Raw genomic sequence first — 25386 nt, 5'->3', positions numbered from 1 at the left:
CTCCAGGTGAAAGTTTGACGTTGGCAGGTCTCCTGGCTCTCTTCTTCGGCCCGGCCTTCCCATCTGTAAAACAGACAGTGGCCTGCGGTGGGCAGAACGTAAAGGAAGATAACAGTTGCGGGAACAGCTCAGGTTTTTCACCTGATTCCCTTTTAAGACATCTTCGGCAGAAGGCCGAGGCTGTCACCAAAATCAGGGCAAAGGTACGGGAAGTTTGGAAAGCGTGCTATGCATGATGGGAAAAATTACCAAAACTCGTTTCTAAGCCGTTTTATCAGAAACAGGCTGTAAACAGAAATCAGATTCCTATAGAGACCAGGCACTGCCTTGCCGCTCACGCATTGCTTTCTTCGGCTGGTTTTTCTGCGGGTGCGCACAGCAGTCCTTCGTCTTGGCGTTTATGGCCTGTTTGCGGGTAAACGGGTGCTAAATGCGAAAACCTGTGAGGTCTCCAAGACCTCACAGGTTTAGAACCGTTTCTCAGTAAACGGACTTGAAACGGCCTCGGCGCAGACTCTCAGAGGAACTATGCACACGACAAGGTCTTTAGAGTAGGCGGCAGGATGAAATTCCTAGCAAGTTACTTTGCGTAAAAGCCTTCTACAGGAGAAAGCCACCCTATCTTAATAAGGCCACACTATTTTAATGTGGAAACAAAGCATGTTTTTAAAACTGGTCTGCCCCGCATAATTCGTCCGTTTCTGCGTTGTTTTACCAGAAACAGGCTCAAAACAGATTCCCTTATAAAAAGGCCGCCGCTGGGGGGCGCAACTTTTTTGCGGGGCCGCAGGTTTTTAGCACTGTATTTGCCATTGGCTTGTTAGTACCACTTCCCTTTATTTCTACATGAAACAAATTTTATTTTCAAGTATCCTGTTCCTCAGTTTCGTCTTTCAAAGTCAGGCGCAGACTGGCTCCAAACAACCAAAGACCGTTTCTAAACATCCGCAGACCACCGCCTCTAATCAGGCGCAGGCGGTTTCCAAAATAGATTATACGGCCATTAAAACCGCGGTGACTTCCCCCAAGTCCAAGATGTATTACCCCACCTTGCTGAAACGTTACCAAGCCAACGACCCTAACCTTACCCTGGAGGACTACAAACACCTGTACTACGGCTGGACTACCCAGGCCGGGTATAATCCCTATCGGCCCAATGACCAGTCCGATGCCCTCAATGAGATGTTGCTCTACGAGCGGTTCCCTGAGATCATCACCACCGGCAAGAAACTGTTGGCCACAGATCCCTTCAACCTGGACGTGATGTACCTCCTGCACATGGCCTACGGCGAGCTGAACAAAAAGGCGGAAAGTCAGCAATGGCTCACCAAGTTTGAGGGACTTATGGCGGCCATTAAAGCCAGCGGCAACGGCCGAAGCAAGGAAACCGCTGTTGTGTTAAATGCGCCCCGCGATGAATATATGTTCTTGACCGTGGTGGGGCTTCGGCAGAAAGGCCGTCCGCAGTTAGTGGATAACAAATATGACCTGGTGACGCTGCAAACCCCCAATAAACTGAACCTCACGGAGCTGTACTTCAACATCCAGAAGGCTGTGGAGAAGAAACGCTAAGGACGGTAAATGAATTGAAAACCGAGGGAAGGGCGGCCAAAAGAAATCAATTTGGCCGCCCTTCTTCTTTTTGCGTTCTTGCTGATGCGCTAAACGTACGCTGTCTATGAAAAAACTACTTGCTGCGGCCCTGGTCTCGGGACTTTTCGCCTCCTGCCAGACCAACGGAGAAAAACCTACGGATACTTCCTCGGGGCAGGGCGAACGCGCCGGAGCGGGGGTCACGCTCTGTGAGTTCTCGTCCACAGACTCGGCCACGGTTGTTTCCAGGTTACCCGGCAAGTGGGAGTTGCGGGGCCTGCAAACCAATTACATGGGCGCACAGGAAGACGAGTTTCTAACCGGTGCGCAGCTAGGCGAAACCAAATCGCTCACGTTCTATGAAAATGGCGAGTACGAAGAACGCGTGAACGGGAAACTCCAGGGCGAGAGGCAACGGTACAACCTGGTAGGCCAAAGCTTGACCCCAGTAGGCTACCAATTCTGGTTCTGTGACGAGAATACGCTGGTGATCAACAACGTCATCGCCGACGGGGCCACCGAAGTCTTCGTCCGCCAATAACGGCTTCCTCTATGGCTCTCCAGCAGAAACTCACCGCAGATTTCTTTACCCGTCCAGATTCCGTCACCATTGCCCGCGACCTGCTTGGTAAGTACTTCTTCACCAGTTTTGACGGCGTTCTTACCGGCGGCAGGATTGTAGAAACAGAAGCCTATTCGGGGCTGAATGATGCTGCCTGCCACGCCCACCTGGGCCGCCGCACCAAGCGCACCCAGATCATGTACCAGCAGGGCGGCGTGGCGTACGTGTACCTCATCTACGGCATTTATTCGCTGTTCAACATCGTGACCAACACAGAAGGCACTGCCGATGCCGTCCTGATCAGAGCCATTGAACCACTTGAAGGAATAGAAGAAATGCAGCTCCGCCGAGGTCTGGCCAAAGCAGAAACCCGCCTCACCGCTGGCCCCGGTCTCTTGACGCAAGCCCTCGGCATCTCCACCCAGCACAACGGCACAAATGTCACGGGAAACGAAATCTGGTTTGAAGACCGAGGCATGCCCATCTCCGATGACCAGATAGTAGCGGGCCCCAGAGTTGGAGTCGCCTACGCCGGCGCCGATGCCCTCTTGCCCTGGCGGTTCAACCTCAAAGGCAACCGCTGGGTGAGCAAAGCCAATCCGAAATATTGATTGTCACAGGTAGTTGTCAGTTGTCAGTATTCCCTCTGGCGCGAGTCTCCAGACTACCCCCGCTGCCCCGCAGCGACAGTACGCATTGCTGAGAATCAGTGCTTGTTGCTCCGGTTACGGCTTTTTACCACCCCGCCCTTCGGGCACCCCTCCTATTTTAGGAGGGGAGTTTTTGCTAGCCGCCGCTATAGCGTTGCTCAAAAAGCCTCGTAGCGTCTGTGCCGATTACTTGCCAATCAGGAGATTGGCTGCCCGTTGGTGCGTAGAGCGCTTACGCTAACTCTACGCACAGCAATATTATTTCGGTGAGGCTAGAAACAACAGTCCCGCGACTTGGGAGAACACTGACAACTGACAACTAACAACCAACAACTAACAACTGACAACTAACAACCAACAACTAACCTACCTTCCGGCAGAGCAGCAGAATAGGCTTGTTGTTCAAATCGGTGGTAGCAAAGAGGTAATCGTCTCCGCCTTCCTTCAATTTGACTTTCTCCCGTAATTGCGCCACCGTCAACGGATAATTACGTACGGTGATGTTGGCCTTTTTGGCGGGAAGAAGTTGGTACAGTTCTTTGGCGTTGGCCTTCGGTTGAGCCGTGATTTCAAAAATACGGCCCGGAAACGCCGCTTGCAGTTCAGTGGAGGTATAGAGATGGCTATTACGATGCAGTTTGTTTACGCCAAATTCCTCTGACAGCCATTTGTAGGCGCCGGCTTTGAGCAAGGCCGTGTTGGGTTCGTATAGGTACCGCTGCGGTTCAGAGAAAGTAACCCGGGCATTTTCTTCGGCGCCTTTGGTGAAGGTCAAGGGTTCTTCGGGTTGTTCTGGTTTCAGGTTGACGGCGGTAATCAAAGGAGCAGCAAAGGCATCGGGTTTAAGTAAATACAAGACCTCTTTGCATTCGTTCTGCACCGCGATCACCCACACCTGCACTACGTTGGTCAACTGCTGAAGCGCCAGGTCGATGTCCAACATGGGAGCGGTTTTCAACAAAACGGCTTTGCTTTTCTGCAAAAGAAGCGGCAACAGACGCAGCACGTCCGGTTCGCAGTCCTGCAGCAGATGCACCCGCTCCTGGCTTTGGCCGCGACGGGCGGGATCTAGAAAAAGCACATCAACGGGCTCTTCCAAAGTACTTAGGAAAGCCTCGGCATCTGTGGGGTATACCGTAATGTTTTTTGCCTCCAGCTGAGTGAAGTTGAAACCGGCTAGCAAAGCCAGCTCCGGTTGTCTTTCCACGTAAGAAACGTGCCTGAACCGTCTTGAAAAAGCAAAAGAGTCTATTCCGAAGCCCCCGGTCAAATCCACCAACGTCTCGCCCGAAACCAGATTCGCTTTGTAGGTGGCCGTCACCTCAGAGGAACTCTGCTCCACCGACAGGTTCGCCGGGAAAAGCAAGTCCAGGTTAGCCACCCAGCTGGGCATCTTGCTTTTCGCCTTTTGTCGCGCTCGTATCTGTTGCGCTAGTTTAGGAATGTCCAACGCGGGCCACTTTTTAGCCTGCAAGACAAGTTGCGCCGGGTCAGCGGTCAGGTGTTCGGCAACAAAGGCACGTTCAGCGGGGGAAAGCGGAAGAGGCATGGGCTTGGATGGGTAGAAGATGGGCTGCGTAATAAGATTTACCTGAATTCCGTTTCTAGGTCGTTTTACAGGAACTAAGCCAAAAACGCTTGTCAATCATGTAATTGAAGAAGATAAACTTATTGCGTACTTTTGCGGTTCTTCTGTAAAAAAAGAACTACAATGGTAGAAACGTATCTGAAGTACAAAGTAAAAGATATTTCCCTGGCCGAATGGGGAAGAAAAGAAATTAAACTGGCCGAGGCCGAAATGCCGGGTTTGATGGCCATCCGGGAGGAGTACGGCCCTAGCCAACCCTTGGCCGGTGCCCGCATTGCTGGTTGCTTGCACATGACCATCCAGACGGCCGTGTTGATTGAGACATTGGTGGCGTTGGGTGCCGAGGTGACCTGGTCTTCCTGCAACATCTTCTCTACCCAAGACCACGCTGCCGCTGCGATTGCTGCCGCTGGTATCCCGGTATTTGCCTGGAAAGGCATGAACGCCGAGGAGTTTGACTGGTGCATTGAGCAGACCCTTTTCTTCGGGGAAGACCGCCAGCCCTTGAACATGATCTTAGACGATGGTGGTGACCTGACCAACATGGTGTTTGACAAATACCCAGAGTTGGCCGCCGGCATCAAAGGTTTGTCTGAGGAGACGACCACGGGTGTTCACCGCCTGTACGAGCGTATGAAGAACGGCACTTTGTTGATGCCGGCTATCAACGTGAACGACTCCGTGACCAAATCTAAGTTCGATAACAAATACGGCTGTAAAGAATCCTTGGTAGACTCCATCAGACGCGCTACGGACGTGATGATGGCCGGCAAAGTAGCCGTAGTGGCTGGTTACGGTGACGTAGGAAAAGGTTCTGCCGCCTCGTTGCGTGGGGCCGGTGCCCGCGTGATCGTGACGGAGATTGACCCAATCTGCGCCTTGCAAGCTGCCATGGACGGTTTCGCCGTTCGTAAAATGGAGAACGCCATCAAAGAGGCTGACATTGTGGTAACCGCCACCGGTAACTTCAACATCATCCGCCGTGAGCACTTCCTGGCCCTGAAAGACAAAGCCATTGTCTGCAACATCGGTCACTTTGACAACGAGATTGACATGGCCTGGTTGAATGAGAACTACGGCCACACCAAAGACACCGTAAAACCACAGGTGGATTTGTATACCCTGGAAGGCAAAGACATCATTATCCTGGCCGAAGGCCGTTTGGTGAACTTAGGTTGCGCCACGGGTCACCCTTCTTTTGTGATGTCCAACTCCTTCTCCAATCAGACGCTGGCTCAGATTGAACTGTGGACGAACGCTGATGCCTACGAAAACAAAGTGTACACCCTGCCTAAGCACCTGGATGAGAAAGTAGCCCGTCTGCACTTAGCCAAAATCGGGGTTGAACTGGAGGAACTGTCTGCTGAGCAAGCTGCGTACATTGGCGTAGAGGTAGAAGGCCCGTTCAAACCGGAGTATTACCGTTACTAAGCTATCGTTTCCGGCCCGTTTTCCGGAAAATACCCTAAAAACGCCCGGCTTCTGCAGCGAAGCCGGGCGTTTTGTTTTAGAATCCCTTCACTTTGTCATCCTGAAAGGATCTTGTGGGCGAACGGTAGTAGCGCTTGTTCCCTGTTGATGCTGCTTTCTTTTGGAAAAGCCTTCTCAAGGCAAAGAGGCCTTTCTAGTTTGCCCACAAGATCTTTCCAAGATGACAAAGAAGGAGAGGAGCTTCTGGAAAATGCAGTAATGTTTAAGCAGTAAGTTTAAGGAAGGAGCTTCTCTCTACACCTGCAGATACTTACTGATGCCGTTCTCGCACCATTTGGCTTTCTGTTCAATGGCATCGGCTAGAATCTTGTCGTTCTCTGGGAGCGAGGTGCGGGCGTTTTCTGGGTGGTACAGGTGATACCCCACGCCTCCGAAGGGGAGGTTGCGGCGCTCTATACCGGCGTTCAGCATTCTAATGGCGAATTCACTGTCCTCGCGGCCCCAACCTTGTATGTTCTCGTTGAACCCGTTGATGCGCAGCACATCGGCGCGCCAGAACGCCATGTTGCAGCCCCTGATGGCTCTAATATCTGACCGTTTCTTGGAGCCGAGTTTTGCCAGTGTTTCTGAGGAAACAGCGTTAAAACGGTTGATGATGCCCGAGGAGAACGGCGTAATGCGCCACTGTCTGGTTTGCAGAATCTGCTGGGTGAGCTGGGGTTGCAGCAACACGCGTTTGCCCTGGATGAAGGTGTTGGCCCGGGCCATGCGTTTATGGCTCTGCACAAAGTCGGGGTGCAGCACCATGTCGCCGTCTATGGAGAGAAGGTATTCGCCGGTAGCCATGGCCATGGCTTTGTTGCGGATAGCGGCCAGCCTAAACCCGGTGTCTTCGTGCCAGCAATGGCGAAGCGGGACGGGAAAGTTCTGCTGGAATTTCTCAATAAGTGCTTTGGTTTCAGCGCGGGAACCGTCATCGGCAATAATCACCTCATCTGGTAATTCACGCTGCAGGGCTACGCTTTTCAAAACCACTTCCAGAGCCTCGGGCCAATTGTAGGTGGAGATGATGAGGCTGGTGGTCATGGAACGGTTGGCCTCGTGCAGTTTCATGTACTTGTAGAAAGCGCCGTTCGCATTGCAGGCCGAAATGAGGAATCCCTCAAACCCGTACAGAAAGCCCCGTTTCAGGAAATAGTTGCGGATAAACGTCCAGGCAGCTTTGTAAGTAGCCTTAAAGGCCGAGGACTTTTTCTGGAAACGGTTTTCCTGGGCAAAGAGGGTGGTGTACTGGTTGAGTTTCTGCAGCAGTTCTGTGGCGTTCTTGAAGGAATAATGGTTCAGGAGGCCGGGCAAGGTTTCCACCGTAACCGCATCGGTCATAATCCCTTCGTGTACCTCACGGTTGGTGAATTGGGTTGTTTTGCGGTTAAAAAGCCGCAGCACGTAATCGTTGTCCCAACCACAGGCGTTTATGAGCCGTTTTCCGTAAAAGTTATGACGCAAGAACTGGTACGCTTTGGCGTTATCTAAGGGGTGGGTTAGAATAGTCTGGGTTAATTGGGGCGTGATGACCTCATCGCTGTCAATGGAAAGCACCCAGTCATGCGAGGCGTAAGAGGCGGCCAGGTTCTTGAGCGGCCCAAACCCGATGAACGGAGAGTGGAACACCTTCACGTTGGGGAATTGACTGGCGATGGAAACGGTGGCATCCGTAGAGCCGTTGTCCAGCAGAATCACCTCCGGGAATTGGGCTAACGCCCGTAGGCATTGCGGCAGCAATTCCTGGCTGTTTTTGGCGAGGATGGTAACTGAGATAGGTTGAGGCATGCAGCGCAGAAACAAAAAAGAGAGGGAGATAAATTCCTCATAACAAGCTTTGGATTGGGTAATGTAAACATATGCCCTAATATTCGTATGTACCTATGTATATTTAATTTCTATATTTGCGTATAGGTATTTTTATCCCCAAGTGTAAAAGTACAAAATCAAGACCAATGAGCGAACAGAGAGCGAATTCCATGACGAAAGAGGAGAAAGACGCCCGGTTTGAGGCGGAACTGATGCCAGTTATCTCGCCTCTCTACAACTTCGCGTTCCGTCTAACCCTGGACGAAGATGACGCCAATGACTTGGTACAGGAGACCTATCTCAAGGCGTATCGCTTCTTCGATTACTTTGAACCCGGAACTAATGCCAAAGCCTGGCTGTTTCGCATCCTAAAGAACTCGTTCATAAACGACTTCCGGAAAAAGAGCAAACAACCTGCCAAAGTAGACTACTCTGAGGTGGAAGGTTACTACAATTCTGAAGACGTGGACGCAGAGGGCGACAGTTCTGGCGGTACTACTGACTTGCGCATGGAAAGTGTGCAGGACCTGATTGGCGATGAGGTGGCGGGAGCGCTCAACTCATTGCCGGTAGACTTCAGAACCGTGATCATCCTGTGCGATTTGGAAGGGTTCACCTATGAGGAAATGGCCAAGATTCTGGACATTCCCATAGGAACGGTACGGAGCCGCCTGCACCGGGCCCGGCATTTCCTCAAGGAGAAGTTGGAGCAATATGCGAAGTCAATGGGTTATAATGGATAAAAGAAATTAAAATGATGGGGACTACTACAATGACTGATGAATTGATGGGGGCAAATGCCTCTGAGGAGAGCCGTGAATCTGATTGCGAAAAGGTACAGGGCGTGTTTGAGAAATGGCTGGAAGGCGTTGCCACCAGCGAAGATGAAGCCTTTCTTGCCGAACGGGCCGACGAATGTTCGCCCTGTTTTGAAAGCATTGACAAACAACAGCTATTTGTGAAATTCCTGAACGCGTCATTGCGCCGCCCGGGTGCCCCCGCCACATTAGCAGACACCATCAAATCAAGAATCCACCAACTAGCTTAGTTTTAAGCTTTCCCACCCCGGATGCAAGGTAAAATCATCATCTTTTCGGCCCCCTCCGGGGCCGGTAAAACAACAATTGTCCGTCATTTAGTAAACGTTCTCCCAGAGCTAAGTTTCTCTATTTCAGCCTGCACCCGCGACCGCCGGGGGCGCTCTGAGGTGAACGGCAAAGACTATTATTTCATCACGCCAGACGCGTTCCGTGAGAAAATCGTGAACGAGGAGTTTGTGGAGTGGGAAGAAGTATACGAAGGCGCCTTTTACGGTACCCTCAAATCTGAGATAGAACGCATCTGGGCCGAAGGCAAACACGCTATTCTGGATGTAGATGTGAAAGGCGGCTTGAGCGTGAAGCATTTCTACGGAGCCCGCGCCTTGGCCGTCTTTGTGAAGCCCCCTTCCATTGAAGAACTTTCCAAGCGCTTGGTGGCCCGTAACACAGACTCTGCCTCCAGCATTTCCAGCCGGGTGTTCAAGGCTAAGTTTGAGCTGAGCTTTGAAGATCAGTTTGATGAAGTGATTGTGAACGAGAATCTGGAGGAGGCCTTCGCCCAGGCAGAGAAACTGGTGCGGAACTTCATCCATCCGGAAGAACCAATCGTGTAGCCATGCGGGTAGGATTGTTGTTTGGATCCTTTAACCCCATCCACGTAGGGCACCTGATCCTGGCGAACTACATGGCCGCCAACACTACCCTGGACACGGTCTGGTTGGTGGTGAGTCCGCAGAACCCGTTCAAGCCCAGCAGCAGCCTGCTGCACGAGTTTGACCGCCTGCACATGGTACGGCTGGCCATCGCCGATAACGCAGACCTGGGCGTCACCGACATTGAGTTCAGGATGCCCAAGCCCAGCTACACCATAGATACGCTTACCTATCTAACAGGAAGATATCCTACCTACCAGTTCGTGCTCATTATGGGCGAAGACAACCTGGCCACTTTGCCGAAGTGGAAGAACTATGAGCAGATTTTGGAGCAATACGAGGTGTTGGTGTACCCCAGGCCGGGAAGCGGCAAGATTCCTGATGCGGTAAAAGAACACCCCAAGATAACAGTGGTTCCGGCTCCTTTACTGGACATCTCTGCCACCTTTATCCGGAAATGCCTCAAAGAAGGCAAATCTACCCGCTACCTCTTGTCAGAGCCCGTAGCAGAGTATATCCAGGCCAAGAAGCTTTATCAGTAAAGAATAGCTTCATCCTTCCGCAGGAACGTCACACACAACCGTAATCAATTAACCTTCTGTAGGGAGGCTACTTTAAACGGGCGTTTTGGGCTCACTTTTACGAAAGTGAGCCCAAAACGCCCGTTTAAAGTAGCAGGATAAATGATATTGATCTTTTGTTTTCCTAAAGGGATCTTGTGGGTGAACTGGAAAAGCGGTAGATAAACGCCATTGCCGTTCGTCACCGAGATCCTTCCAGAGGACAAGGAGAAGGGATGGTTATTTCTGTCCAATGCTTACTCGCGTTTCCGGTCACGGATTCTGTTTTCAGCCTGTTTTTCAGAAGCAAGGCTGAAAACAGAAATCCCCCCACCACTGAGCAGTCCCTCTCCCGCGAAGAGGGGGGCCCCGCTGATGCGTTTAGAGGCTGTTTTGCGGAAAATAGGCCCAAAACGGCCTTGGCGCAGACGCTCGTAGGAGCTGCGCGCACTACGAGGTCAATTGGAGCGGGCGGCACCGCGGAAAACAGGCCTGAAATACGGAAACCTGTGAGGTCTTCAAGACCTTCACAGGTTTAGAACCAACTGGCGCGAGACTGAAGCCTCGTGCCATGGGATGAAGCGAGGCTCCAGACTCGGCGGGAACCACCGGCAGTTTTGCGGAACGTCAGCTCCTTAGTTCTACTGCGCCACAACGCGCTAACTTATTTTTTTCATTGGAGTTTGCCTTTCAAGGGAAAATATTTTCTTGCTCTATGGCCTATGGATCAACCTTTGTTCAGGGGGAAGAGATTCGGTCTTGGGAAGGTGTTTTTGTTAAAGTCTATTGAAATATTGGTATTTAAGGCACTTTCAGCAAATAGTAATAACCTTTTACAAGTGAATGCGTTTATAAGTAGTTTGGACAGTGATTTTATTTGAATAATCCAATAATTACTGTGCAAAAGCTTGGTAAGATGGGGTTTGAAACGTAATTTGCCATCTTTTCAGACAGACACAACAGAGGGACTTTCTTGAGGCAATGCGTACCGAAGTTATATTTCAAGACACCTATATTTCTATCATATACAACCAGGAGCAGCATTTTATCCATGCAGACTGGATCGGTTTCCAGACGAAACAATCGGTGCAGGAGGGGTGTGAGCGCATACTGGAAACGATGGGGCACTTGGAGTGCTTCAAAGTGATCAATGACAATACCCACGTGGAGGGGATCTGGTCTAGCGCGGCCGAGTGGGTGGGAACGGACTGGTTTCCCAGAATGCGTCAGGCCGGTATGGCTTCTTTTGCTTGGGTGTACTCTCCCAGTATGTTCAGCCGCTTGTCTGCTGATAAATCTTTGCGCTTTACGTATGACACCACGGGCATTGAGGTGTTTGATAGCGTGGAGGAAGCCACAGCATGGTTGGCGGCTACTCCCACTTAAACCCGGTCTGTTCCTGGAGCACACTACCAACATTACCTGATTTCTACGCTTTAAGCGAACTAAGTACCGAGACAGCATTACATTATACTCTTTGGTTGTCCTCCTGGAAGGATCTCGTGGGCAAACTAGAATAGCTTTGATGGGGCGCAATTGCCGTTCGCCACCGAGATCCTTCCAGGAGGATGACAAGAACAATAAGTCAAACTAATTTTGTCTGCCTACTTATCCTAAACAAGCTCTTAAACCCATCTCTACCCCTTTCTCTGTAAGAGAAGCAAGCTTTAGGTAGATTCGAAAGCGCAGAAATGAATCACTATTATACCATCATCGGCTGATATGTTCGCATTGGAGTTGAAGTAATGGCAGAACTCCAGCAGAGGAATTCCTCTCTTGGGAGGGGTAGGTTCCACGCTCCATCATTTCCTGCAAAGGCGCATAAATCATTCTATATTGGTAGTAGCATATAAACAGAAGGCCCCGCACTTGCAAGTGCGGGGCCTTCTGTTTATATGCTGTTTTCCTAAAACCAGGCAGAAAACGATGTTTTTTAGATGGTCATGATTTCGGCCTCTTTCTTGGAGAGAAGCTCGTCCAGCTTTACAATGTAGGCATCTGTCAGTTTCTGCACTTTGGCCTCGGCATCTTTCACCGCGTCTTCAGAAGTACCTTCCTTTTGCAGTTTCCGCAAAGAGTCATTTACGTCTTTGCGGATGTTGCGCACTCTGATTTTGCCGCTCTCGGTTTCGTTTTTGGCTTGTTTCACCAGATCCCGGCGGCGCTCTTCGGTGAGGGCCGGAATGTTCAACCGGATTCCGTCGGCTTCCACCATGGGGTTCAGGCCCAGGTCGCTGTTTTTGATCGCTTTGCCAATTTCGGCTACCATGTTTTTCTCCCAGGGCTTGATCATAAGCGTGCGGGCGTCTGGGGTCATGACGTTGGCTACCTGCGAGATGGGAGTAGGCGTGCCGTAGTAGTCTACGCGCAGGTCTTCTACCATAGACGGTGAGGCTTTGCCGGCTCTGATTTTGGTCAATTCTACACTCGTGTGCTGCACCGATTTCTGCATAGATTCCTCGGCTTCGCTCAAATAAAAATTAATTTCTTCGGTCATTGGGATTTCTGATTTAGAAAGATGACTACATGGTACGGCCGTAGCAAAAGCCAAAGGCGGCACAAATTTCTGATTTTATTCCGTAAAATCCACTGTGGGCAGCAGACACTTTTAAATTACATAGAAACCAGGGTTCCTACTCGCTCGCCGTCAATTAGCCTGGCCAGGTTGCCGCGCTTGTTAATGTCAAACACTACAATGGGTAAGTTGTTTTCTTTGCAGAGGGTAAAGGCGGTCATGTCCATCACGTTCAGGCCTTTTTCAAACACTTCTTCAAAGGTAATGTCAGTGTAGCGGGTGGCGGAGGGGTCTTTCTCCGGGTCGGCGGTATAGATGCCGTCCACGCGGGTTCCTTTTAGCACCACATCGGCCTCAATCTCAATGGCACGTAAACTGGCGGCAGAATCGGTGGTGAAATACGGGTTACCGGTACCGGCCCCGAAGATGACCACGCGGCCTTTTTCCAGGTGGCGCATCGCCCTCCGGCGGATATACGGCTCGCATACTTGTTGGATGTTGATGCCGGACAAAAGCCGGGTGAACACGCCCACTTTTTCCAGCGCGCTCTGCAAGGCCATGCTGTTGATGACGGTGGCCAGCATGCCCATGTAGTCACCCTGCACACGGTCTAATCCTACCGCCTCGGCCTGCACGCCCCTGAAAATGTTGCCGCCGCCAATGACCACGGCCACCTCGGCCCCCATGTCAACGGCAGATTTGATTTCCTGGGCGTATTGCACCAGCATCTTGGTATCAATCCCATACTGCTGTTCGCCCATAAGGGACTCTCCGCTGAGCTTCAATAGAATTCTTTTGAATCGCATGCTTATTTAGATAGTAATAGTTAGTGACATTTGGCTATACGCGTTTAGGGCCTGTTTTACAGAAAACAGGCCCTAAACGGCATTCATTTAAAACACGATCAATACTTGGTTTTTCTCTACGTTCTGCTTCACATTTACCTTTACCGCAGAAACTACGCCGTCGCCGGGAGACTTGATGATGTTCTCCATTTTCATGGCCTCCAGAATAAGAATGGGGTCGCCTTTCTTTACTTCCTGGCCGGGTTCAACCTTAATATCCAGAATAAGGCCGGGCATGGGCGCTTTGATATCGTTTATCTTCTGCGCTAGTGCCTGGCCCATGCCCAAACTCTCCAGAAGCAAATCCATCCTGTCCTGCACCTGCAACGTATGCACATTGCCGTTTATCTTGATCTGGAAGGTTTTGGTCTCTGGGTCAGTTTCCAGCAACTCGGCGGTATAGGAACGGCCGTCTTTTATGATATGGAAGGAAGTAGGACTGAGGGGAAGCAAATCCCAGGTAAAAGGAGCATCGTTGAGAAGAATCTGGTTTTTCTCCAGGACTACTTGCCAGGTGGAAGTGGCCGATTTTACCTGTAGCATGTGGGCAGGGTTAGAAGCAGTAAGTACCGTACATGTGAAATAAATTCACAACTTGAGTTCCCAAAGTTAATAAATCATTACATGAATCACATTGTTTCCCGTGGCTTCTTGTTCTTTCTGTTATGCGGTACTGTTACTGGGTGCGCCGTAAAGCAGCCGGTTGCCCCCGTGGTGGCCTCAGAAGAAGTCAGTTCTGCCCTAGATACAACCGTCACAGAGCTGGTTCCGGTGACCAGCAAGGGGCCTTACCAGCCAGCCGCCGAGCGCCTGATAGACCTGTTGCACACCAAACTGAACGTACGGTTTGACTGGGCGAAGCAGCATTTGTTAGGGGAAGCCACGCTTACCCTAAAGCCGTATTTCTATCCGCAAAACCAGGTGGTGTTAGATGCCAAAGGGTTTGACGTGCACAAAGTAATGCTGCTCAAAGGGAAACAGGAGGTGCCTTTGACCTATGACTATGACCAGCAAACACTAACGCTGCGGCTAGATAAAGCCTATACCCGAACAGACACCCTGCAACTGCTCATCTCCTACACGGCCAAACCCAATGAGCTGCAAGCCAAAGGCAGCGCCGCTATTCAGGCAGACAAAGGCCTGTACTTTATCAATCCGCTAGGAACGGAGGAGGGCGTGCCCCAGCAAATCTGGACGCAGGGCGAGACCGAGGCAAGTTCGGCCTGGTTCCCCACCATTGACAAGCCCAATGAGCGCATGACCCAGGATCTTTTTATCACCGTGGAAAGCCGTTTCAAAACGCTGTCAAACGGGGTGCTGGTTTCGTCCAGAAATCTGAAAAACGGCCTGAAAACGGATCACTGGCGAATGACCAAACCGCACGCCCCTTATTTGGTGATGATGGCCATTGGGGAGTATGCGGTGGTCAAAGACAAGTGGCGCAATATGGAGGTGAGTTACTGGGTAGAGCCGGAATACGCCGCCACCGCCAAGGCCACCTTCGGCAGAACGCCTGCCATGCTGGAATTTTTCTCCCAGAAACTAGGCGTGGCCTTTCCCTGGGATAAATATGCGCAAGTGGTGGTCAGGAACTTTGTCTCTGGGGCCATGGAGAACACCACCGCCTCTACGTTTATGGAGTCTTTGCACCAAGACCGCCGCGAACTGCTGGACAAGAACTGGGATCACATCATTGCGCATGAGCTCTTTCATCAATGGTTTGGCGATCTGGTCACCACCGAGTCTTGGGCGAATCTACCGTTAAATGAGTCTTTTGCCGATTATTCTGAATACCTGTGGGCCGAGCACCGGTATGGGCCCGATGAAGCTGCATTGACGCACCAATCTGCTTTGCTGGAATATCTGGGCGAAGCCAGAACCAAGCAAGAGCCGCTCATTAGGTACCATTATCTGGACAAGGAAGATATGTTTGACAGCCACTCCTACGCCAAAGGCGGAAGGGTGCTGCACATGCTTCGGCAGGAAGTAGGGGATGAGGCTTTTTTTGCTTCTCTCAACCTGTACCTACGGGAGAACAGAAACAGTTCAGTAGAAATAGATGAACTGCGGTTAGCCTTTGAGGAAATCACCGGACGGGATTTGATTCCTTTTTTCCGGCAATGGTTCCTTACGCCCGGTCACCCGGAGTTAAAAGTGACGCATTCCTATCAGAATGGAGCCTTGACCGTGCAGGTTACCCAAACGCAGGATACGGCAAGGACAGCGGTGTACAAGATGCCTTTGACAATGGCTGTTTTGCAAGCCGGTAAATGGCAGGAAGAACAAGTGGAACTTAGTCAAGCGAACCAGACGTTCACTTTCCCGCTGCAGAGTGCCCCGCAAGCTGTAGTCATTGATCCTGCGCAAAAACTGTTGGCTAATATCAACCACGAAAAATCTTTAGAGGAATGGGCCACCCAGTTTCTGAATAGCACCGCGTACGCGGCCAAAGCCAATGCCCTGGAGCATCTGAGAGATACTGCGCACGTAGCCGTAGACCAGGTGCTGCAGAAAGCACTCCAGGATTCCTTCTGGAAGATAAGGGTTACCGGGTTGGAGATTCTGGTTTCTACCAGTGCGATGGAGAACCCTCAAACCCAGAACCAAATCCAACAGATGGCAGAAAAAGATGAGAACAGTTCGGTAAGAGCTACGGCTACTTATGTCTTGAGCACCTTGAACGGCTTGCCCCGGGAGATCATAGAAAGCAGGTTGCAGGACAGTTCTTACCAGGTAGTGAGCGCCGCTATCTTCGCCTGGAACAAAGGAGGACATGACCTGAACCGATTACAACCATTCTTGGCCTATAAAAATCCGGACGTGGTAAACGCTTTGGCTTCTGCCTTTACCGCCAGTGAACAAGAGGAGCTTTACGCCTGGTATCTGCAAAACGCCCGAAAACTACGGGGAGGAGACTTGTATTTCTTCATCCAGAGCTTTGGAGCCTTCCTGCTGAAAAAAAATATTGACCGGCAGGAAAGGGGGTGGCAGGCATTGGTGCAGATAGTAGAACAAGAGACCCTGCAAGAGGTAAAACAAGCAGCGTTTCAAATGCTTACGCTCATGGCCGAAACCGAAGAACGAAGAGAAAAGCTGCAGGAATTGGTGGAAAAAGACCCAAAACTGGAGCCATTAATGAGCATGCAAACAAAATGATTGAAAAAATATTTGACTAAATATTTGACATGGAAGAAAAAGACACTAGTTTTGCATCTCCTTAGAACGGAATCATTGAATGAAGACGGGAAAAGGGTTCTTTGAAACAGGAAAAGGGGAGGTTCCAGAGTGGCCAAATGGGACGGACTGTAACTCCGTTAGCGTAAGCTTTCGAAGGTTCGAATCCTTCTCTCCCCACAAACATTGCTCAGGAATTGAAACAAGGTTACAGGTTGTTTCGCAAAGGTTTCTGAGATTTTACCAGTAAACAAGCGGGAGTAGCTCAGCTGGTAGAGCGACAGCCTTCCAAGCTGTAGGTCGCGGGTTCGAACCTCGTCTCCCGCTCTCTTAAGAAATAATGCAGCGCAAGCTGCATTATTTTGTTTTGCCGACGTAGCTCAGGGGTAGAGTACTTCCTTGGTAAGGAAGGGGTCGTGGGTTCAATTCCCATCGTTGGCTCAAGCGGTATTATGATTGATTTGTAGTATAAACAAAAATTACACCGTTTCACCTAAGAACTAAATACTTTCTAAAATGGCTAAAGAAAATTTTGATCGCTCCAAACCGCACGTAAATATCGGTACAATTGGGCACGTTGACCACGGCAAAACAACCTTGACTGCTGCTATTACTCAGGTTTTAGCGGGCAAAGGTCTAGCCGCAAAGAGAGATTTCTCTTCTATTGACAACGCTCCGGAAGAAAAAGAGCGTGGTATCACTATTAATACGTCTCACGTTGAGTACGCTACTGAGAACCGTCACTACGCGCACGTTGACTGCCCTGGTCACGCTGACTACGTGAAAAACATGGTTACCGGTGCTGCTCAGATGGACGGTGCTATCTTGGTGGTTGCTGCTACTGATGGCCCAATGCCACAAACTCGTGAGCACATCCTTTTGGCTCGTCAGGTAGGTGTTCCTGCCCTTGTTGTGTTCATGAACAAAGTGGACATGGTAGACGATCCAGAATTGTTGGAACTGGTTGAAATGGAAATCAGAGAGCTTCTTTCTTTCTATGATTTCGACGGTGACAATATTCCTGTTATCCAGGGTTCTGCTCTTGGTGGCTTGAACGGAGATGCCAAATGGGTGAAAACCATTGAAGAATTGATGGATGCGGTTGATAACCACATTCCAATTCCTGCTCGTTTAACTGACCTTCCATTCTTGATGCCAGTTGAGGACGTGTTCTCCATCACTGGTCGTGGTACAGTAGCTACTGGCCGTATTGAGCGTGGTATCATCAACTCTGGTGAGCAAGTGGATATCTTGGGTATGGGTGCTGAAGGCCTGAAGTCTACAGTAACTGGTGTTGAGATGTTCCGTAAGATCCTTGACAGAGGTGAAGCTGGTGACAACGTAGGTCTGTTGCTGCGTGGTATTGAGAAAACCGATATCCGTCGTGGTATGGTTATCTGCAAGCCAGGTTCAGTAACTCCTCACATGAAGTTCAAAGCTGAGGTTTACGTTCTTTCTAAAGAAGAAGGTGGACGTCACACGCCATTCTTCAACAACTACCGTCCACAGTTCTACCTGAGAACCACAGACGTTACTGGTATCATCACGTTGCCAGAAGGTGTTGAAATGGTTATGCCTGGTGATAACATCACCATCACTGTTGACTTGATCAACAAAGTAGCGATGGAAAAAGGTCTACGTTTCGCTATCCGTGAAGGTGGTAGAACTGTAGGTGCCGGTCAGGTAACTGAAATCCTTGACTAATTCCTGAAATCATAAGTCCGCCTTGCTGAAAAAGCAGGGCGGACTTGTTTTTTTAAGAAAAGAATAATACATTTGCACTCCATTTGAATGAATGGCGTGCATTTTTTTACGGGAGTAGCTCAATTGGTAGAGTAGTGGTCTCCAAAACCATTGGTTGTAGGTTCGAGTCCTACCTCCCGTGCAAATAGAGTTAATAGCATCAGAATGGGAAAACTGACAAAATTTTTCAATGACGCTGTAGAGGAGATGCAGCACAAGGTTACCTGGCCAACCTACTCAGAACTTCAGAAGAGTTCTATCTTAGTATTGGTAGGGTCTGTTGTGTTTGCGGTCATTGTAGGTGCTATGGATTTTGTTTACGACTCCACCCTGGAATGGTTTTACAACCAATTCTAATTTAAGCTGGAGAAAATGGCAGATTTAAAGTGGTATGTAGTACGTGCGGTTTCAGGCCAGGAGAAGAAAGCAAAAGCTTATCTTGAGAATGAAGTTGCTCGTCATAATCTAACGGAGATGGTGCCGCAAGTGCTTATTCCGTCTGAGAAAGTATACGAAATGCGCAACGGGAAGAAACGCGTGAGAGAGCGTAGCTTTTTTCCTGGTTATGTATTGGTTTATGCAGACATTACCAATGGAGAAGTAGAACACTTAATTACAAGTACCCCGGGTGTGATTGGCTTTCTGGGTGCAGGTAATGGCAACACTTCTGCTAAACCCGTTCCCTTGCGCATGGCTGAAGTGAACCGAATCTTAGGGAAGGTTGATGAAGCAGCAGAAGAGACAGAAACCCTGGAGACTCCTTTCATTGTTGGCGAAACAGTAAAAGTAATGGATGGTCCATTTAATGGATTCTCTGGAGTAGTAGAGGAAGTGTTTGAAGAGCGGCGTAAGCTGAATGTGATGGTGAAGATCTTCGGGCGGAACACGCCGGTAGAGCTTAAGTACGTTGAAGTAGAAAAAGAACAGTAGTAATAAATAATAATGGCAAAAGAAATAAAAGGTTATCTGAAACTTCAGGTAAAGGGAGGCGCCGCGAATCCAGCACCGCCGATTGGACCTGCACTTGGATCTAAAGGTCTTAATATTATGGAGTTCTGCAAGCAGTTTAATGCTAGAACCCAGGATAAGGCCGGCCAAGTATGCCCAGTTTTGATTACAATGTACACAGACAAGTCTTTTGACTTCGTAATTAAAACTCCTCCCGCTCCAGTATTGTTGATGGATGCTGCGAAAATCAAATCTGGCTCAAAAGAGCCTAACCGTAACAAGGTGGGTTCTGTAACCTGGGATCAGATTCGCGAAATAGCTGAAATCAAAATGCCTGACCTGAATGCATTTAAAGTTGAGGCGGCAATGAAATTGGTAGCTGGTACCGCGCGCAGCATGGGTATCACAGTAAAAGGAACTGCTCCCTGGAGTGAGTAATTAAAAAGCAAATGGCTAGAATTTCTAAAAACAGAAAAGCAGTCTTAGCGAAGTACGACCCTAAAAAAGAGTACTCTTTGTTAGATGCAGCAGGCGTAGTGAAGGAAATCACCTTCACCAAGTTTGATGCTTCCGTAGACATTGATGTACGCTTAGGTGTTGACCCGCGCAAGGCTGATCAGATGGTGAGAGGGGTTGTGACTCTTCCTCATGGAACTGGTAAAGATGTACGTGTATTGGTACTTTGCACACCTGACAAAGAGCAGGAAGCAAAAGATGCTGGTGCAGACTTCGTAGGTCTGGATGAGTATATCCAGAAAATCGAAAAAGGCTGGACTGATATTGATGTTATCATCACTATGCCAGCGGTGATGGCGAAAGTAGGTAGACTTGGACGTATTTTAGGCCCTCGTAACTTAATGCCAAACCCTAAAGCGGGTACTGTTACAACAGATGTAGCCAAAGCGGTGAGAGAAGTGAAAGCTGGTAAAATTGACTTCAAAGTTGACAAAACCGGTATCATCCACACCAGCATTGGTAAAGTTTCCTTCGGTACAGATCAAATCGCGGCCAACGCGTCTGAGGTAATCGCTACCTTGAACCGCTTAAAGCCATCTTCCGCAAAAGGAACTTATATTAAGAGCATCACATTGTCAAGTACAATGAGTCCTGGTGTAGTAGTTGACAAAAACTCAATTTAACGAGAAGAGATGACACGGGAAGAGAAAGAAATCATTGTACGCGACCTGAGCGAAAAGTTTGCTCAAAACCCCTTCGTCTACATTACTGACGCTTCTGATTTGACGGTAGCAACTATCAATAGATTCAGAAGAATGTGCTTTGACAGAGGCATTGAGTACAAAGTTTACAAAAATACTCTGATTCGTAAAGCCTTAGATACTTTAGATACTGATACATCTGCCTTAGATGTAGCTTTAAAAGGTTCTTCAGGAATCCTGTTTGAAGCCACCACTGGTAACGCACCAGCAAGATTGCTTCTGGATTTCCGGAAGACAGGCAGTAAGAAACCTGTCTTGAAAGGTGCTTACATTGATGCAGGTATCTATTTAGGCGATGACCAATTAGATACGCTGAGCAAGCTTAAATCAAAAGAAGAGCTTGTTGGCGAAATCATTGGCTTACTTCAATCTCCTGCTAAAAACGTTATTTCTGCCCTTCAGAGCGGTGGCAATATCTTGGCAGGTTTGGTGAAAACATTATCAGAGAAAGAACAATAACATTTCAATTTTAAAACAACTTTTAATTACTAATAAAAATGGCAGATTTGAAAGCATTCGCTGAGCAGTTGGTTAACTTAACTGTTAAAGAAGTTAATGAACTTGCTACGATTCTTAAGGATGAGTATGGTATTGAACCAGCAGCTGCTGCTCCTGTAATGGTAGCTGGTGCTGCCGGTGGAGACGCTGGAGCCGCTGTAGAAGAGAAAACATCTTTTGATGTAATCCTTAAGGCTGCAGGTGCCTCTAAACTAGCAGTTGTGAAGCTAGTGAAAGAACTTACTGGTCTTGGCTTGAAAGAAGCGAAAGAGCTGGTTGATGGTGCTCCAAAACCATTGAAAGAAGGTGTTGCTAAAGATGAAGCAGATTCATTGAAAAAGCAATTGGAAGAAGCTGGTGCTGAAGTGGAGGTTAAGTAATCCACACACTACCTTCCATTACCACAAAGGGTTAGACCTGGCATTTTCGTCAGGTCTTTTCCTGTTTGTACCTAGAAAAGATTTTTCTAGAAATTTCTGCCTCTGAAGAAACTATTCAAAGGCACGACAAAGTTTAAACGTAAAATTCAGACAACTTTGGCTACAAATAAAACGACAGAGCGGATCAACTTTGCGTCCATAAAGTCGGTAATTGATTACCCAGACTTTCTGGACGTTCAGCTACAATCTTTCCAAGACTTTTTCCAGTTGGAAACCGCTGCCGAGAACCGCACGGAAGAAGGTCTTTTCAAGGTGTTTGCTGAAAACTTTCCGATCTCTGATTCAAGAGAGAATTTCGTTCTGGAATTCGTAGACTACCACGTAGACCCACCCAAATATTCAGTTGATGAGTGTATTGACCGTGGGTTGACATATTCAGTTCCGTTGAAGGCAAAGCTTCGTTTGATCTGTAATGATACGGACAACGAAGATTTTGAGACGATTGAACAGGAGGTGTTCTTAGGAAATATTCCGTATATGACTGAGAAAGGTTCATTTGTGATCAATGGCGCCGAGCGCGTGATTGTATCTCAGTTGCACCGTTCGCCAGGGGTGTTCTTTGCCCAAAGCAAGCACACCAATGGTACTAAATTATATTCAGCCAGAATTATCCCTTTCAAGGGATCATGGATAGAATTCGCGACGGACGTGAACAACGTCATGTACGCGTACATTGACCGTAAGAAAAAATTCCCGGTAACAACTTTATTACGTGCTATTGGTTACGGAACCGATAAAGACATCCTGGACTTGTTCGGTTTGTCTGAAGAAGTGAAGGCTGATAAGAAAACGTTGAAAGGCGTTGTAGGTAGAAAACTGGCGGCACGGGTTCTGCGCACCTGGACAGAAGACTTCGTGGATGAGGATACCGGCGAAGTGGTATCTATTGACCGGAACGAAGTTCTGTTGGAGCGTGACTCTGAAGTGTCAGAAGATGACTTAGACGTAATCATTGATTCAGGGGTGAAATCTATCATCCTGCACCGTGAGAACGTAAACATCGCTGACTACAACATCATCTACAACACCCTGCAGAAAGATAACTCAAACTCTGAGCAGGAAGCCGTTGAGCAGATCTACCGTCAGTTGCGGAACACGGAAGCACCAGACGTAGAAACTGCCCGTGACATTATCCAGAAGTTGTTCTTCAGTGATAAGCGTTATGACCTGGGTGATGTAGGACGCTACAGAATCAACAAGAAACTAGGCCTTGACAAGAACTGGGATGCCAAAGTATTGACCAATGAGGACATCGTCCTGATTGTGAAATACCTGATTGGCCTCATCAACTCAAGAGCCGTGGTGGATGATATTGACCACTTGAGCAACCGCCGGGTAAGAACGGTGGGTGAGCAGTTGTACGCGCAGTTTGGGGTAGGTCTTGCCCGTATGGCCAGAACCATCAAAGAGCGGATGAACGTGCGCGATAACGAAGAATTCAAACCGGTTGACTTGATCAACGCGCGGACGCTTTCTTCGGTGATCAACTCGTTCTTCGGAACAAACCAGCTGTCTCAGTTCATGGACCAGACCAACCCGCTGGCAGAAATCACGCACAAACGTCGTGTGTCTGCCTTAGGGCCAGGAGGTCTTTCCCGTGAGCGCGCTGGTTTTGAGGTGCGTGACGTTCACTATACCCACTACGGCCGTCTTTGCACCATTGAAACGCCAGAAGGCCCGAACATCGGTCTGATCTCTTCTTTGTGCGTGCACGCTCGCGTGAACAGCATGGGCTTCATTGAAACTCCTTACCGCAATGTAGTGGAAGGGAAAGTAGATGTAACCCACCAGGTAAAATACTTGACCGCTGAAGAAGAAGATACCCACCACATCGCGCAGGCCAACGCCATCATTGATGATGAAGGTAACTTTGTGAATGACAAAGTGAAGGGCCGTTTTGAGGGTGATTTCCCAGTAGTAGAGCCAGAACGCTATACCTACATGGACGTTGCGCCCAACCAGATTGTGTCGGTAGCCGCTTCGTTGATTCCGTTCCTGGAGCATGATGATGCAAACCGTGCCTTGATGGGATCAAACATGCAGCGCCAGGCTGTGCCATTAGTGAAGCCCCAGGCTCCTATTGTTGGTACAGGGCTGGAATTAAGAGCCGCTCTTGACTCAAGAGCATTGGTAAGAGCGGAAGGCGAAGGCTACGTTCACTTTGTGGATGCCGATAAGATCATCATCCGCTATGACCTCTCTGAAGGAGATAAGTTAGTGAGTTTTGATGCTGAGTTCGTGACCTATGACCTGATCAAGTTCCGTCGTACCAACCAGGATACCTGTATCAACTTGACCCCATTGGTGAAGAAGAACGAGCGGGTAACCAAAGGCCAGGCGCTTTGCGAAGGGTATGCCACCAACCAGGGAGAACTAGCCTTAGGAAGAAACCTGCAGGTGGCGTTCATGCCTTGGCAAGGATACAACTTTGAGGATGCCATCGTGATCTCTGAGCGGGTGGTGAGAGATGACGTGTTCACGTCAATCCACATTGAAGAGTTTGAACTAGAAGTTCGCGAAACGAAACGTGGGGAAGAGGAATTAACTTCTGAGATCCCGAACGTGAGCGAAGAAGCCGTTCGTAACCTTGATGAGAACGGAATCATCCGCATTGGTGCCGAGGTAAAAGAAGGAGACATCCTGATTGGTAAAATCACTCCTAAGGGAGAGACCGATCCAACTCCAGAGGAGAAACTTCTTCGGGCCATCTTCGGGGACAAAGCCGGTGATGTGAAAGATGCTTCCTTGAAAGCGCCGCCATCCTTGAATGGGGTTGTGATTGAGACGAAGTTATTCTCTCGTCCTAAAAAAGATAAAAACCTCCGCGCGAAAGCGAAGAAAGAGGTGGAAGAGCTGAAAGCAAGATACAACAGTGAACTCAAAGCCGTGAAGAACGTGATGATTGAGAAGCTGGTGACTTTGCTGGAAGGCAAAACAAGCCAAGGAATACGTCACCGTTTCGGGGACGAAATCCTGACCAAAGGCGCGAAGTTTGGTAAAAAGAACATCAGCGAGGCACTTTTCCCTGACAAGAACCCTTACAAGGACGAAAGTAACTACGCCGTTCCGGAAGAGGTGAATATGTTCAAGGATCTGATTCTGGAAGGATGGACTGCAGATGAGCAGGTAAACAAAATGTTGCTGGAACTGGTGAAAAACTACACCAAACGCCGCAACATGATTTCTGCCCGTTTCAAACGCGACCGCTTTACCTTAGAAGTAGGAGACGAACTTCCGGCAGGTATCGTGCAATTGGCCAAAGTATACATCGCGAAGAAGCGTAAGCTGAAAGTGGGTGATAAGATGGCTGGTCGTCACGGTAACAAAGGGGTGGTGGCCCGTATCGTTCGCGAGGAGGATATGCCCTTCCTGGAAGACGGAACGCCAATGGACATCGTGTTGAACCCACTTGGGGTACCATCCAGGATGAACATCGGTCAGATTTACGAAACAGTATTAGGCTGGGCTGGCTTGAAGTTGGGACGTACGTATGCGACACCAATCTTTGACGGCGCTACCGAAGACCAAGTTTCTGCAGAATTGGCTGAAGCTGGGTTACCTAAATTTGGACGCTCTTATCTGTACGATGGGTTAAGCGGTGACCGTTTTGACCAACCAATTACCGTAGGGGTAATCTACATGCTGAAACTGGGTCACTTGGTAGATGATAAAATGCACGCCCGTTCCATTGGGCCATACTCACTCATCACGCAGCAGCCATTGGGTGGTAAAGCCCAGTTCGGTGGTCAGCGTTTCGGTGAGATGGAGGTGTGGGCGTTGGAGGCCTTCGGGGCCGCTAACGTGCTGCAGGAAATCCTGACGGTGAAGTCTGATGACGTGATTGGTCGTGCCAAAGCCTACGAAGCCATTGTGAAAGGTGACGTGTTGCCGAAGCCAAATATCCCTGAGTCATTCAACGTGTTGATCCATGAACTCAGAGGCTTGGCCTTGGAGATTACGCTAGACTAATAGGCTGTTTTAGAGGAGATTTCAGGAAAATAGGCCAAAAACGCCTTCTTCTGAAATCTCCCTTTTACGCGTTAGTTGAGCCGTTTAGTAAAAAGGAAACTTACATATC

Annotated in this window: 23 protein-coding genes, 4 tRNA genes, 1 riboswitch and 1 other annotated feature; of the genes, 22 read left to right on the top strand and 5 right to left on the bottom strand. The window is 49.1% G+C overall.

What is annotated here, in order from left to right:
• Window positions 1-4 precede the first annotated feature (4 nt).
• Window positions 5-206: riboswitch (cobalamin riboswitch) on the bottom strand.
• Between the two features lie 640 nt (window positions 207-846).
• From HHO50_RS03445 to HHO50_RS03435, 3 genes are all read left to right on the top strand, one after another.
• Window positions 847-1572 (top strand): DUF4919 domain-containing protein, encoded by a 726-nt coding sequence (locus HHO50_RS03445; RefSeq protein ID WP_181304599.1) that lies wholly within the window; start codon window positions 847-849, stop codon window positions 1570-1572.
• 106 nt (window positions 1573-1678) lie between these two features.
• The gene (locus HHO50_RS03440; RefSeq protein WP_181304598.1) at window positions 1679-2134 is read left to right on the top strand and encodes a hypothetical protein; all 456 of its coding nucleotides are present in this window, start codon (window positions 1679-1681) and stop codon (window positions 2132-2134) included.
• A gap of 11 nt (window positions 2135-2145) precedes the next feature.
• Window positions 2146-2766, top strand: a complete 621-nt coding sequence (locus HHO50_RS03435) for a DNA-3-methyladenine glycosylase (protein ID WP_181304597.1) — start codon at window positions 2146-2148, stop codon at window positions 2764-2766.
• Between the two features lie 400 nt (window positions 2767-3166).
• On the opposite strand, the gene HHO50_RS03430 is transcribed toward HHO50_RS03435, so the two are convergent.
• Window positions 3167-4354, bottom strand: coding sequence for a class I SAM-dependent methyltransferase (locus tag HHO50_RS03430; RefSeq protein ID WP_181304596.1), 1188 nt, complete (start codon window positions 4352-4354; stop codon window positions 3167-3169).
• A gap of 162 nt (window positions 4355-4516) precedes the next feature.
• Between HHO50_RS03430 and ahcY the strand changes: the two genes are divergently transcribed.
• Window positions 4517-5824 carry an adenosylhomocysteinase gene (gene ahcY / locus HHO50_RS03425; protein ID WP_181304595.1) on the top strand — a complete coding sequence of 436 codons (1308 nt, stop codon included), beginning with the start codon at window positions 4517-4519 and terminating at the stop codon, window positions 5822-5824.
• Window positions 5825-6118: 294 nt separating this feature from the next.
• Here the strand turns inward: ahcY and HHO50_RS03420 are convergent, their stop codons facing one another.
• Window positions 6119-7654 (bottom strand): glycosyltransferase, encoded by a 1536-nt coding sequence (locus HHO50_RS03420; RefSeq protein WP_181304594.1) that lies wholly within the window; start codon window positions 7652-7654, stop codon window positions 6119-6121.
• 167 nt (window positions 7655-7821) lie between these two features.
• Between HHO50_RS03420 and HHO50_RS03415 the strand changes: the two genes are divergently transcribed.
• The 5 genes from HHO50_RS03415 to HHO50_RS03395 all read left to right on the top strand — a co-directional run bounded on the left by HHO50_RS03415 (window position 7822) and on the right by HHO50_RS03395 (window position 11314).
• A complete protein-coding gene (locus tag HHO50_RS03415) occupies window positions 7822-8418 on the top strand; it encodes a sigma-70 family RNA polymerase sigma factor (protein ID WP_181304593.1) in 597 nt (198 codons plus the stop codon).
• A 29-nt stretch (window positions 8419-8447) separates the two neighbouring features.
• Window positions 8448-8723 carry a hypothetical protein gene (locus tag HHO50_RS03410; RefSeq protein ID WP_181304592.1) on the top strand — a complete coding sequence of 92 codons (276 nt, stop codon included), beginning with the start codon at window positions 8448-8450 and terminating at the stop codon, window positions 8721-8723.
• A gap of 21 nt (window positions 8724-8744) precedes the next feature.
• Window positions 8745-9329 (top strand): guanylate kinase, encoded by a 585-nt coding sequence (gene gmk / locus HHO50_RS03405; protein WP_181304591.1) that lies wholly within the window; start codon window positions 8745-8747, stop codon window positions 9327-9329.
• A 2-nt stretch (window positions 9330-9331) separates the two neighbouring features.
• Window positions 9332-9910, top strand: a complete 579-nt coding sequence (nadD, locus tag HHO50_RS03400; RefSeq protein ID WP_181304590.1) for a nicotinate (nicotinamide) nucleotide adenylyltransferase — start codon at window positions 9332-9334, stop codon at window positions 9908-9910.
• 999 nt (window positions 9911-10909) lie between these two features.
• Window positions 10910-11314 (top strand): hypothetical protein, encoded by a 405-nt coding sequence (locus tag HHO50_RS03395; protein ID WP_181304589.1) that lies wholly within the window; start codon window positions 10910-10912, stop codon window positions 11312-11314.
• Window positions 11315-11780: 466 nt separating this feature from the next.
• Window positions 11781-11899, bottom strand: a sequence feature (Thr leader region).
• Here the strand turns inward: HHO50_RS03395 and frr are convergent.
• The 3 genes from frr to HHO50_RS03380 all read right to left on the bottom strand — a co-directional run bounded on the left by frr (window position 11862) and on the right by HHO50_RS03380 (window position 13831).
• Window positions 11862-12425 (bottom strand): ribosome recycling factor, encoded by a 564-nt coding sequence (gene frr, locus HHO50_RS03390; RefSeq protein WP_181304588.1) that lies wholly within the window; start codon window positions 12423-12425, stop codon window positions 11862-11864. It overlaps the preceding feature by 38 nt.
• Window positions 12426-12541: 116 nt before the next feature.
• Window positions 12542-13249 (bottom strand): UMP kinase, encoded by a 708-nt coding sequence (pyrH, locus tag HHO50_RS03385; RefSeq protein WP_181304587.1) that lies wholly within the window; start codon window positions 13247-13249, stop codon window positions 12542-12544.
• An 87-nt stretch (window positions 13250-13336) separates the two neighbouring features.
• On the bottom strand, window positions 13337-13831 hold the full coding sequence (locus HHO50_RS03380; protein ID WP_181304586.1) for an acetyl-CoA carboxylase biotin carboxyl carrier protein subunit: 495 nt from the start codon (window positions 13829-13831) through the stop codon (window positions 13337-13339).
• A gap of 81 nt (window positions 13832-13912) precedes the next feature.
• Here HHO50_RS03380 and HHO50_RS03375 point away from each other — a divergent pair, with 81 nt between their 5' ends.
• From HHO50_RS03375 to rpoB, 13 genes are all read left to right on the top strand, one after another.
• Window positions 13913-16444, top strand: a complete 2532-nt coding sequence (locus HHO50_RS03375; protein WP_181304585.1) for a M1 family metallopeptidase — start codon at window positions 13913-13915, stop codon at window positions 16442-16444.
• A gap of 115 nt (window positions 16445-16559) precedes the next feature.
• Window positions 16560-16642, top strand: a tRNA-Tyr gene (locus HHO50_RS03370).
• A gap of 74 nt (window positions 16643-16716) precedes the next feature.
• A tRNA-Gly gene (locus tag HHO50_RS03365) sits at window positions 16717-16789 on the top strand.
• Window positions 16790-16831: 42 nt separating this feature from the next.
• A tRNA-Thr gene (locus HHO50_RS03360) sits at window positions 16832-16903 on the top strand.
• Between the two features lie 75 nt (window positions 16904-16978).
• Window positions 16979-18166 carry an elongation factor Tu gene (gene tuf / locus HHO50_RS03355; protein ID WP_181304584.1) on the top strand — a complete coding sequence of 396 codons (1188 nt, stop codon included), beginning with the start codon at window positions 16979-16981 and terminating at the stop codon, window positions 18164-18166.
• Window positions 18167-18274: 108 nt separating this feature from the next.
• A tRNA-Trp gene (locus HHO50_RS03350) sits at window positions 18275-18347 on the top strand.
• A gap of 23 nt (window positions 18348-18370) precedes the next feature.
• Entirely contained in the window at window positions 18371-18562 is a 192-nt protein-coding gene (gene secE / locus HHO50_RS03345) for a preprotein translocase subunit SecE (protein WP_062543968.1), read from the top strand.
• 15 nt (window positions 18563-18577) lie between these two features.
• On the top strand, window positions 18578-19135 hold the full coding sequence (gene nusG / locus HHO50_RS03340; RefSeq protein WP_181304583.1) for a transcription termination/antitermination protein NusG: 558 nt from the start codon (window positions 18578-18580) through the stop codon (window positions 19133-19135).
• 12 nt (window positions 19136-19147) lie between these two features.
• Window positions 19148-19591: a 50S ribosomal protein L11 gene (rplK, locus tag HHO50_RS03335; protein WP_062543970.1), complete on the top strand. Its 444-nt coding sequence runs from the start codon at window positions 19148-19150 to the stop codon at window positions 19589-19591.
• Between the two features lie 11 nt (window positions 19592-19602).
• A complete protein-coding gene (gene rplA, locus HHO50_RS03330) occupies window positions 19603-20292 on the top strand; it encodes a 50S ribosomal protein L1 (RefSeq protein ID WP_181304582.1) in 690 nt (229 codons plus the stop codon).
• Between the two features lie 9 nt (window positions 20293-20301).
• Window positions 20302-20829: a 50S ribosomal protein L10 gene (rplJ, locus tag HHO50_RS03325; RefSeq protein ID WP_181304581.1), complete on the top strand. Its 528-nt coding sequence runs from the start codon at window positions 20302-20304 to the stop codon at window positions 20827-20829.
• 38 nt (window positions 20830-20867) lie between these two features.
• A complete protein-coding gene (gene rplL, locus HHO50_RS03320) occupies window positions 20868-21248 on the top strand; it encodes a 50S ribosomal protein L7/L12 (protein ID WP_181304580.1) in 381 nt (126 codons plus the stop codon).
• A 156-nt stretch (window positions 21249-21404) separates the two neighbouring features.
• Window positions 21405-25277 carry a DNA-directed RNA polymerase subunit beta gene (gene rpoB / locus HHO50_RS03315; RefSeq protein ID WP_181304579.1) on the top strand — a complete coding sequence of 1291 codons (3873 nt, stop codon included), beginning with the start codon at window positions 21405-21407 and terminating at the stop codon, window positions 25275-25277.
• Window positions 25278-25386: the final 109 nt, after the last annotated feature.

This window comes from Rufibacter sp. XAAS-G3-1 (genome assembly GCF_013623775.1).
Classification (GTDB): Bacteria; Bacteroidota; Bacteroidia; order Cytophagales; family Hymenobacteraceae; genus Nibribacter.
This window is presented reverse-complemented; position numbering and strand designations above follow the sequence as displayed.

What these genes read in the sequence shown, in the direction of transcription:
- HHO50_RS03445 (WP_181304599.1), top strand. Translation starts at nt 847, where the DNA reads ATGAAACAAATTTTATTTTCAAGTATCCTGTTCCTCAGTTTCGTCTTT.
- HHO50_RS03440 (WP_181304598.1), top strand. Translation starts at nt 1,679, where the DNA reads ATGAAAAAACTACTTGCTGCGGCCCTGGTCTCGGGACTTTTCGCCTCC.
- HHO50_RS03435 (WP_181304597.1), top strand. Translation starts at nt 2,146, where the DNA reads ATGGCTCTCCAGCAGAAACTCACCGCAGATTTCTTTACCCGTCCAGAT.
- HHO50_RS03430 (WP_181304596.1), bottom strand. Translation starts at nt 4,354, where the DNA reads ATGCCTCTTCCGCTTTCCCCCGCTGAACGTGCCTTTGTTGCCGAACAC.
- ahcY (WP_181304595.1), top strand. Translation starts at nt 4,517, where the DNA reads ATGGTAGAAACGTATCTGAAGTACAAAGTAAAAGATATTTCCCTGGCC.
- HHO50_RS03420 (WP_181304594.1), bottom strand. Translation starts at nt 7,654, where the DNA reads ATGCCTCAACCTATCTCAGTTACCATCCTCGCCAAAAACAGCCAGGAA.
- HHO50_RS03415 (WP_181304593.1), top strand. Translation starts at nt 7,822, where the DNA reads ATGAGCGAACAGAGAGCGAATTCCATGACGAAAGAGGAGAAAGACGCC.
- HHO50_RS03410 (WP_181304592.1), top strand. Translation starts at nt 8,448, where the DNA reads ATGACTGATGAATTGATGGGGGCAAATGCCTCTGAGGAGAGCCGTGAA.
- gmk (WP_181304591.1), top strand. Translation starts at nt 8,745, where the DNA reads ATGCAAGGTAAAATCATCATCTTTTCGGCCCCCTCCGGGGCCGGTAAA.
- nadD (WP_181304590.1), top strand. Translation starts at nt 9,332, where the DNA reads ATGCGGGTAGGATTGTTGTTTGGATCCTTTAACCCCATCCACGTAGGG.
- HHO50_RS03395 (WP_181304589.1), top strand. Translation starts at nt 10,910, where the DNA reads ATGCGTACCGAAGTTATATTTCAAGACACCTATATTTCTATCATATAC.
- frr (WP_181304588.1), bottom strand. Translation starts at nt 12,425, where the DNA reads ATGACCGAAGAAATTAATTTTTATTTGAGCGAAGCCGAGGAATCTATG.
- pyrH (WP_181304587.1), bottom strand. Translation starts at nt 13,249, where the DNA reads ATGCGATTCAAAAGAATTCTATTGAAGCTCAGCGGAGAGTCCCTTATG.
- HHO50_RS03380 (WP_181304586.1), bottom strand. Translation starts at nt 13,831, where the DNA reads ATGCTACAGGTAAAATCGGCCACTTCCACCTGGCAAGTAGTCCTGGAG.
- HHO50_RS03375 (WP_181304585.1), top strand. Translation starts at nt 13,913, where the DNA reads ATGAATCACATTGTTTCCCGTGGCTTCTTGTTCTTTCTGTTATGCGGT.
- tuf (WP_181304584.1), top strand. Translation starts at nt 16,979, where the DNA reads ATGGCTAAAGAAAATTTTGATCGCTCCAAACCGCACGTAAATATCGGT.
- secE (WP_062543968.1), top strand. Translation starts at nt 18,371, where the DNA reads ATGGGAAAACTGACAAAATTTTTCAATGACGCTGTAGAGGAGATGCAG.
- nusG (WP_181304583.1), top strand. Translation starts at nt 18,578, where the DNA reads ATGGCAGATTTAAAGTGGTATGTAGTACGTGCGGTTTCAGGCCAGGAG.
- rplK (WP_062543970.1), top strand. Translation starts at nt 19,148, where the DNA reads ATGGCAAAAGAAATAAAAGGTTATCTGAAACTTCAGGTAAAGGGAGGC.
- rplA (WP_181304582.1), top strand. Translation starts at nt 19,603, where the DNA reads ATGGCTAGAATTTCTAAAAACAGAAAAGCAGTCTTAGCGAAGTACGAC.
- rplJ (WP_181304581.1), top strand. Translation starts at nt 20,302, where the DNA reads ATGACACGGGAAGAGAAAGAAATCATTGTACGCGACCTGAGCGAAAAG.
- rplL (WP_181304580.1), top strand. Translation starts at nt 20,868, where the DNA reads ATGGCAGATTTGAAAGCATTCGCTGAGCAGTTGGTTAACTTAACTGTT.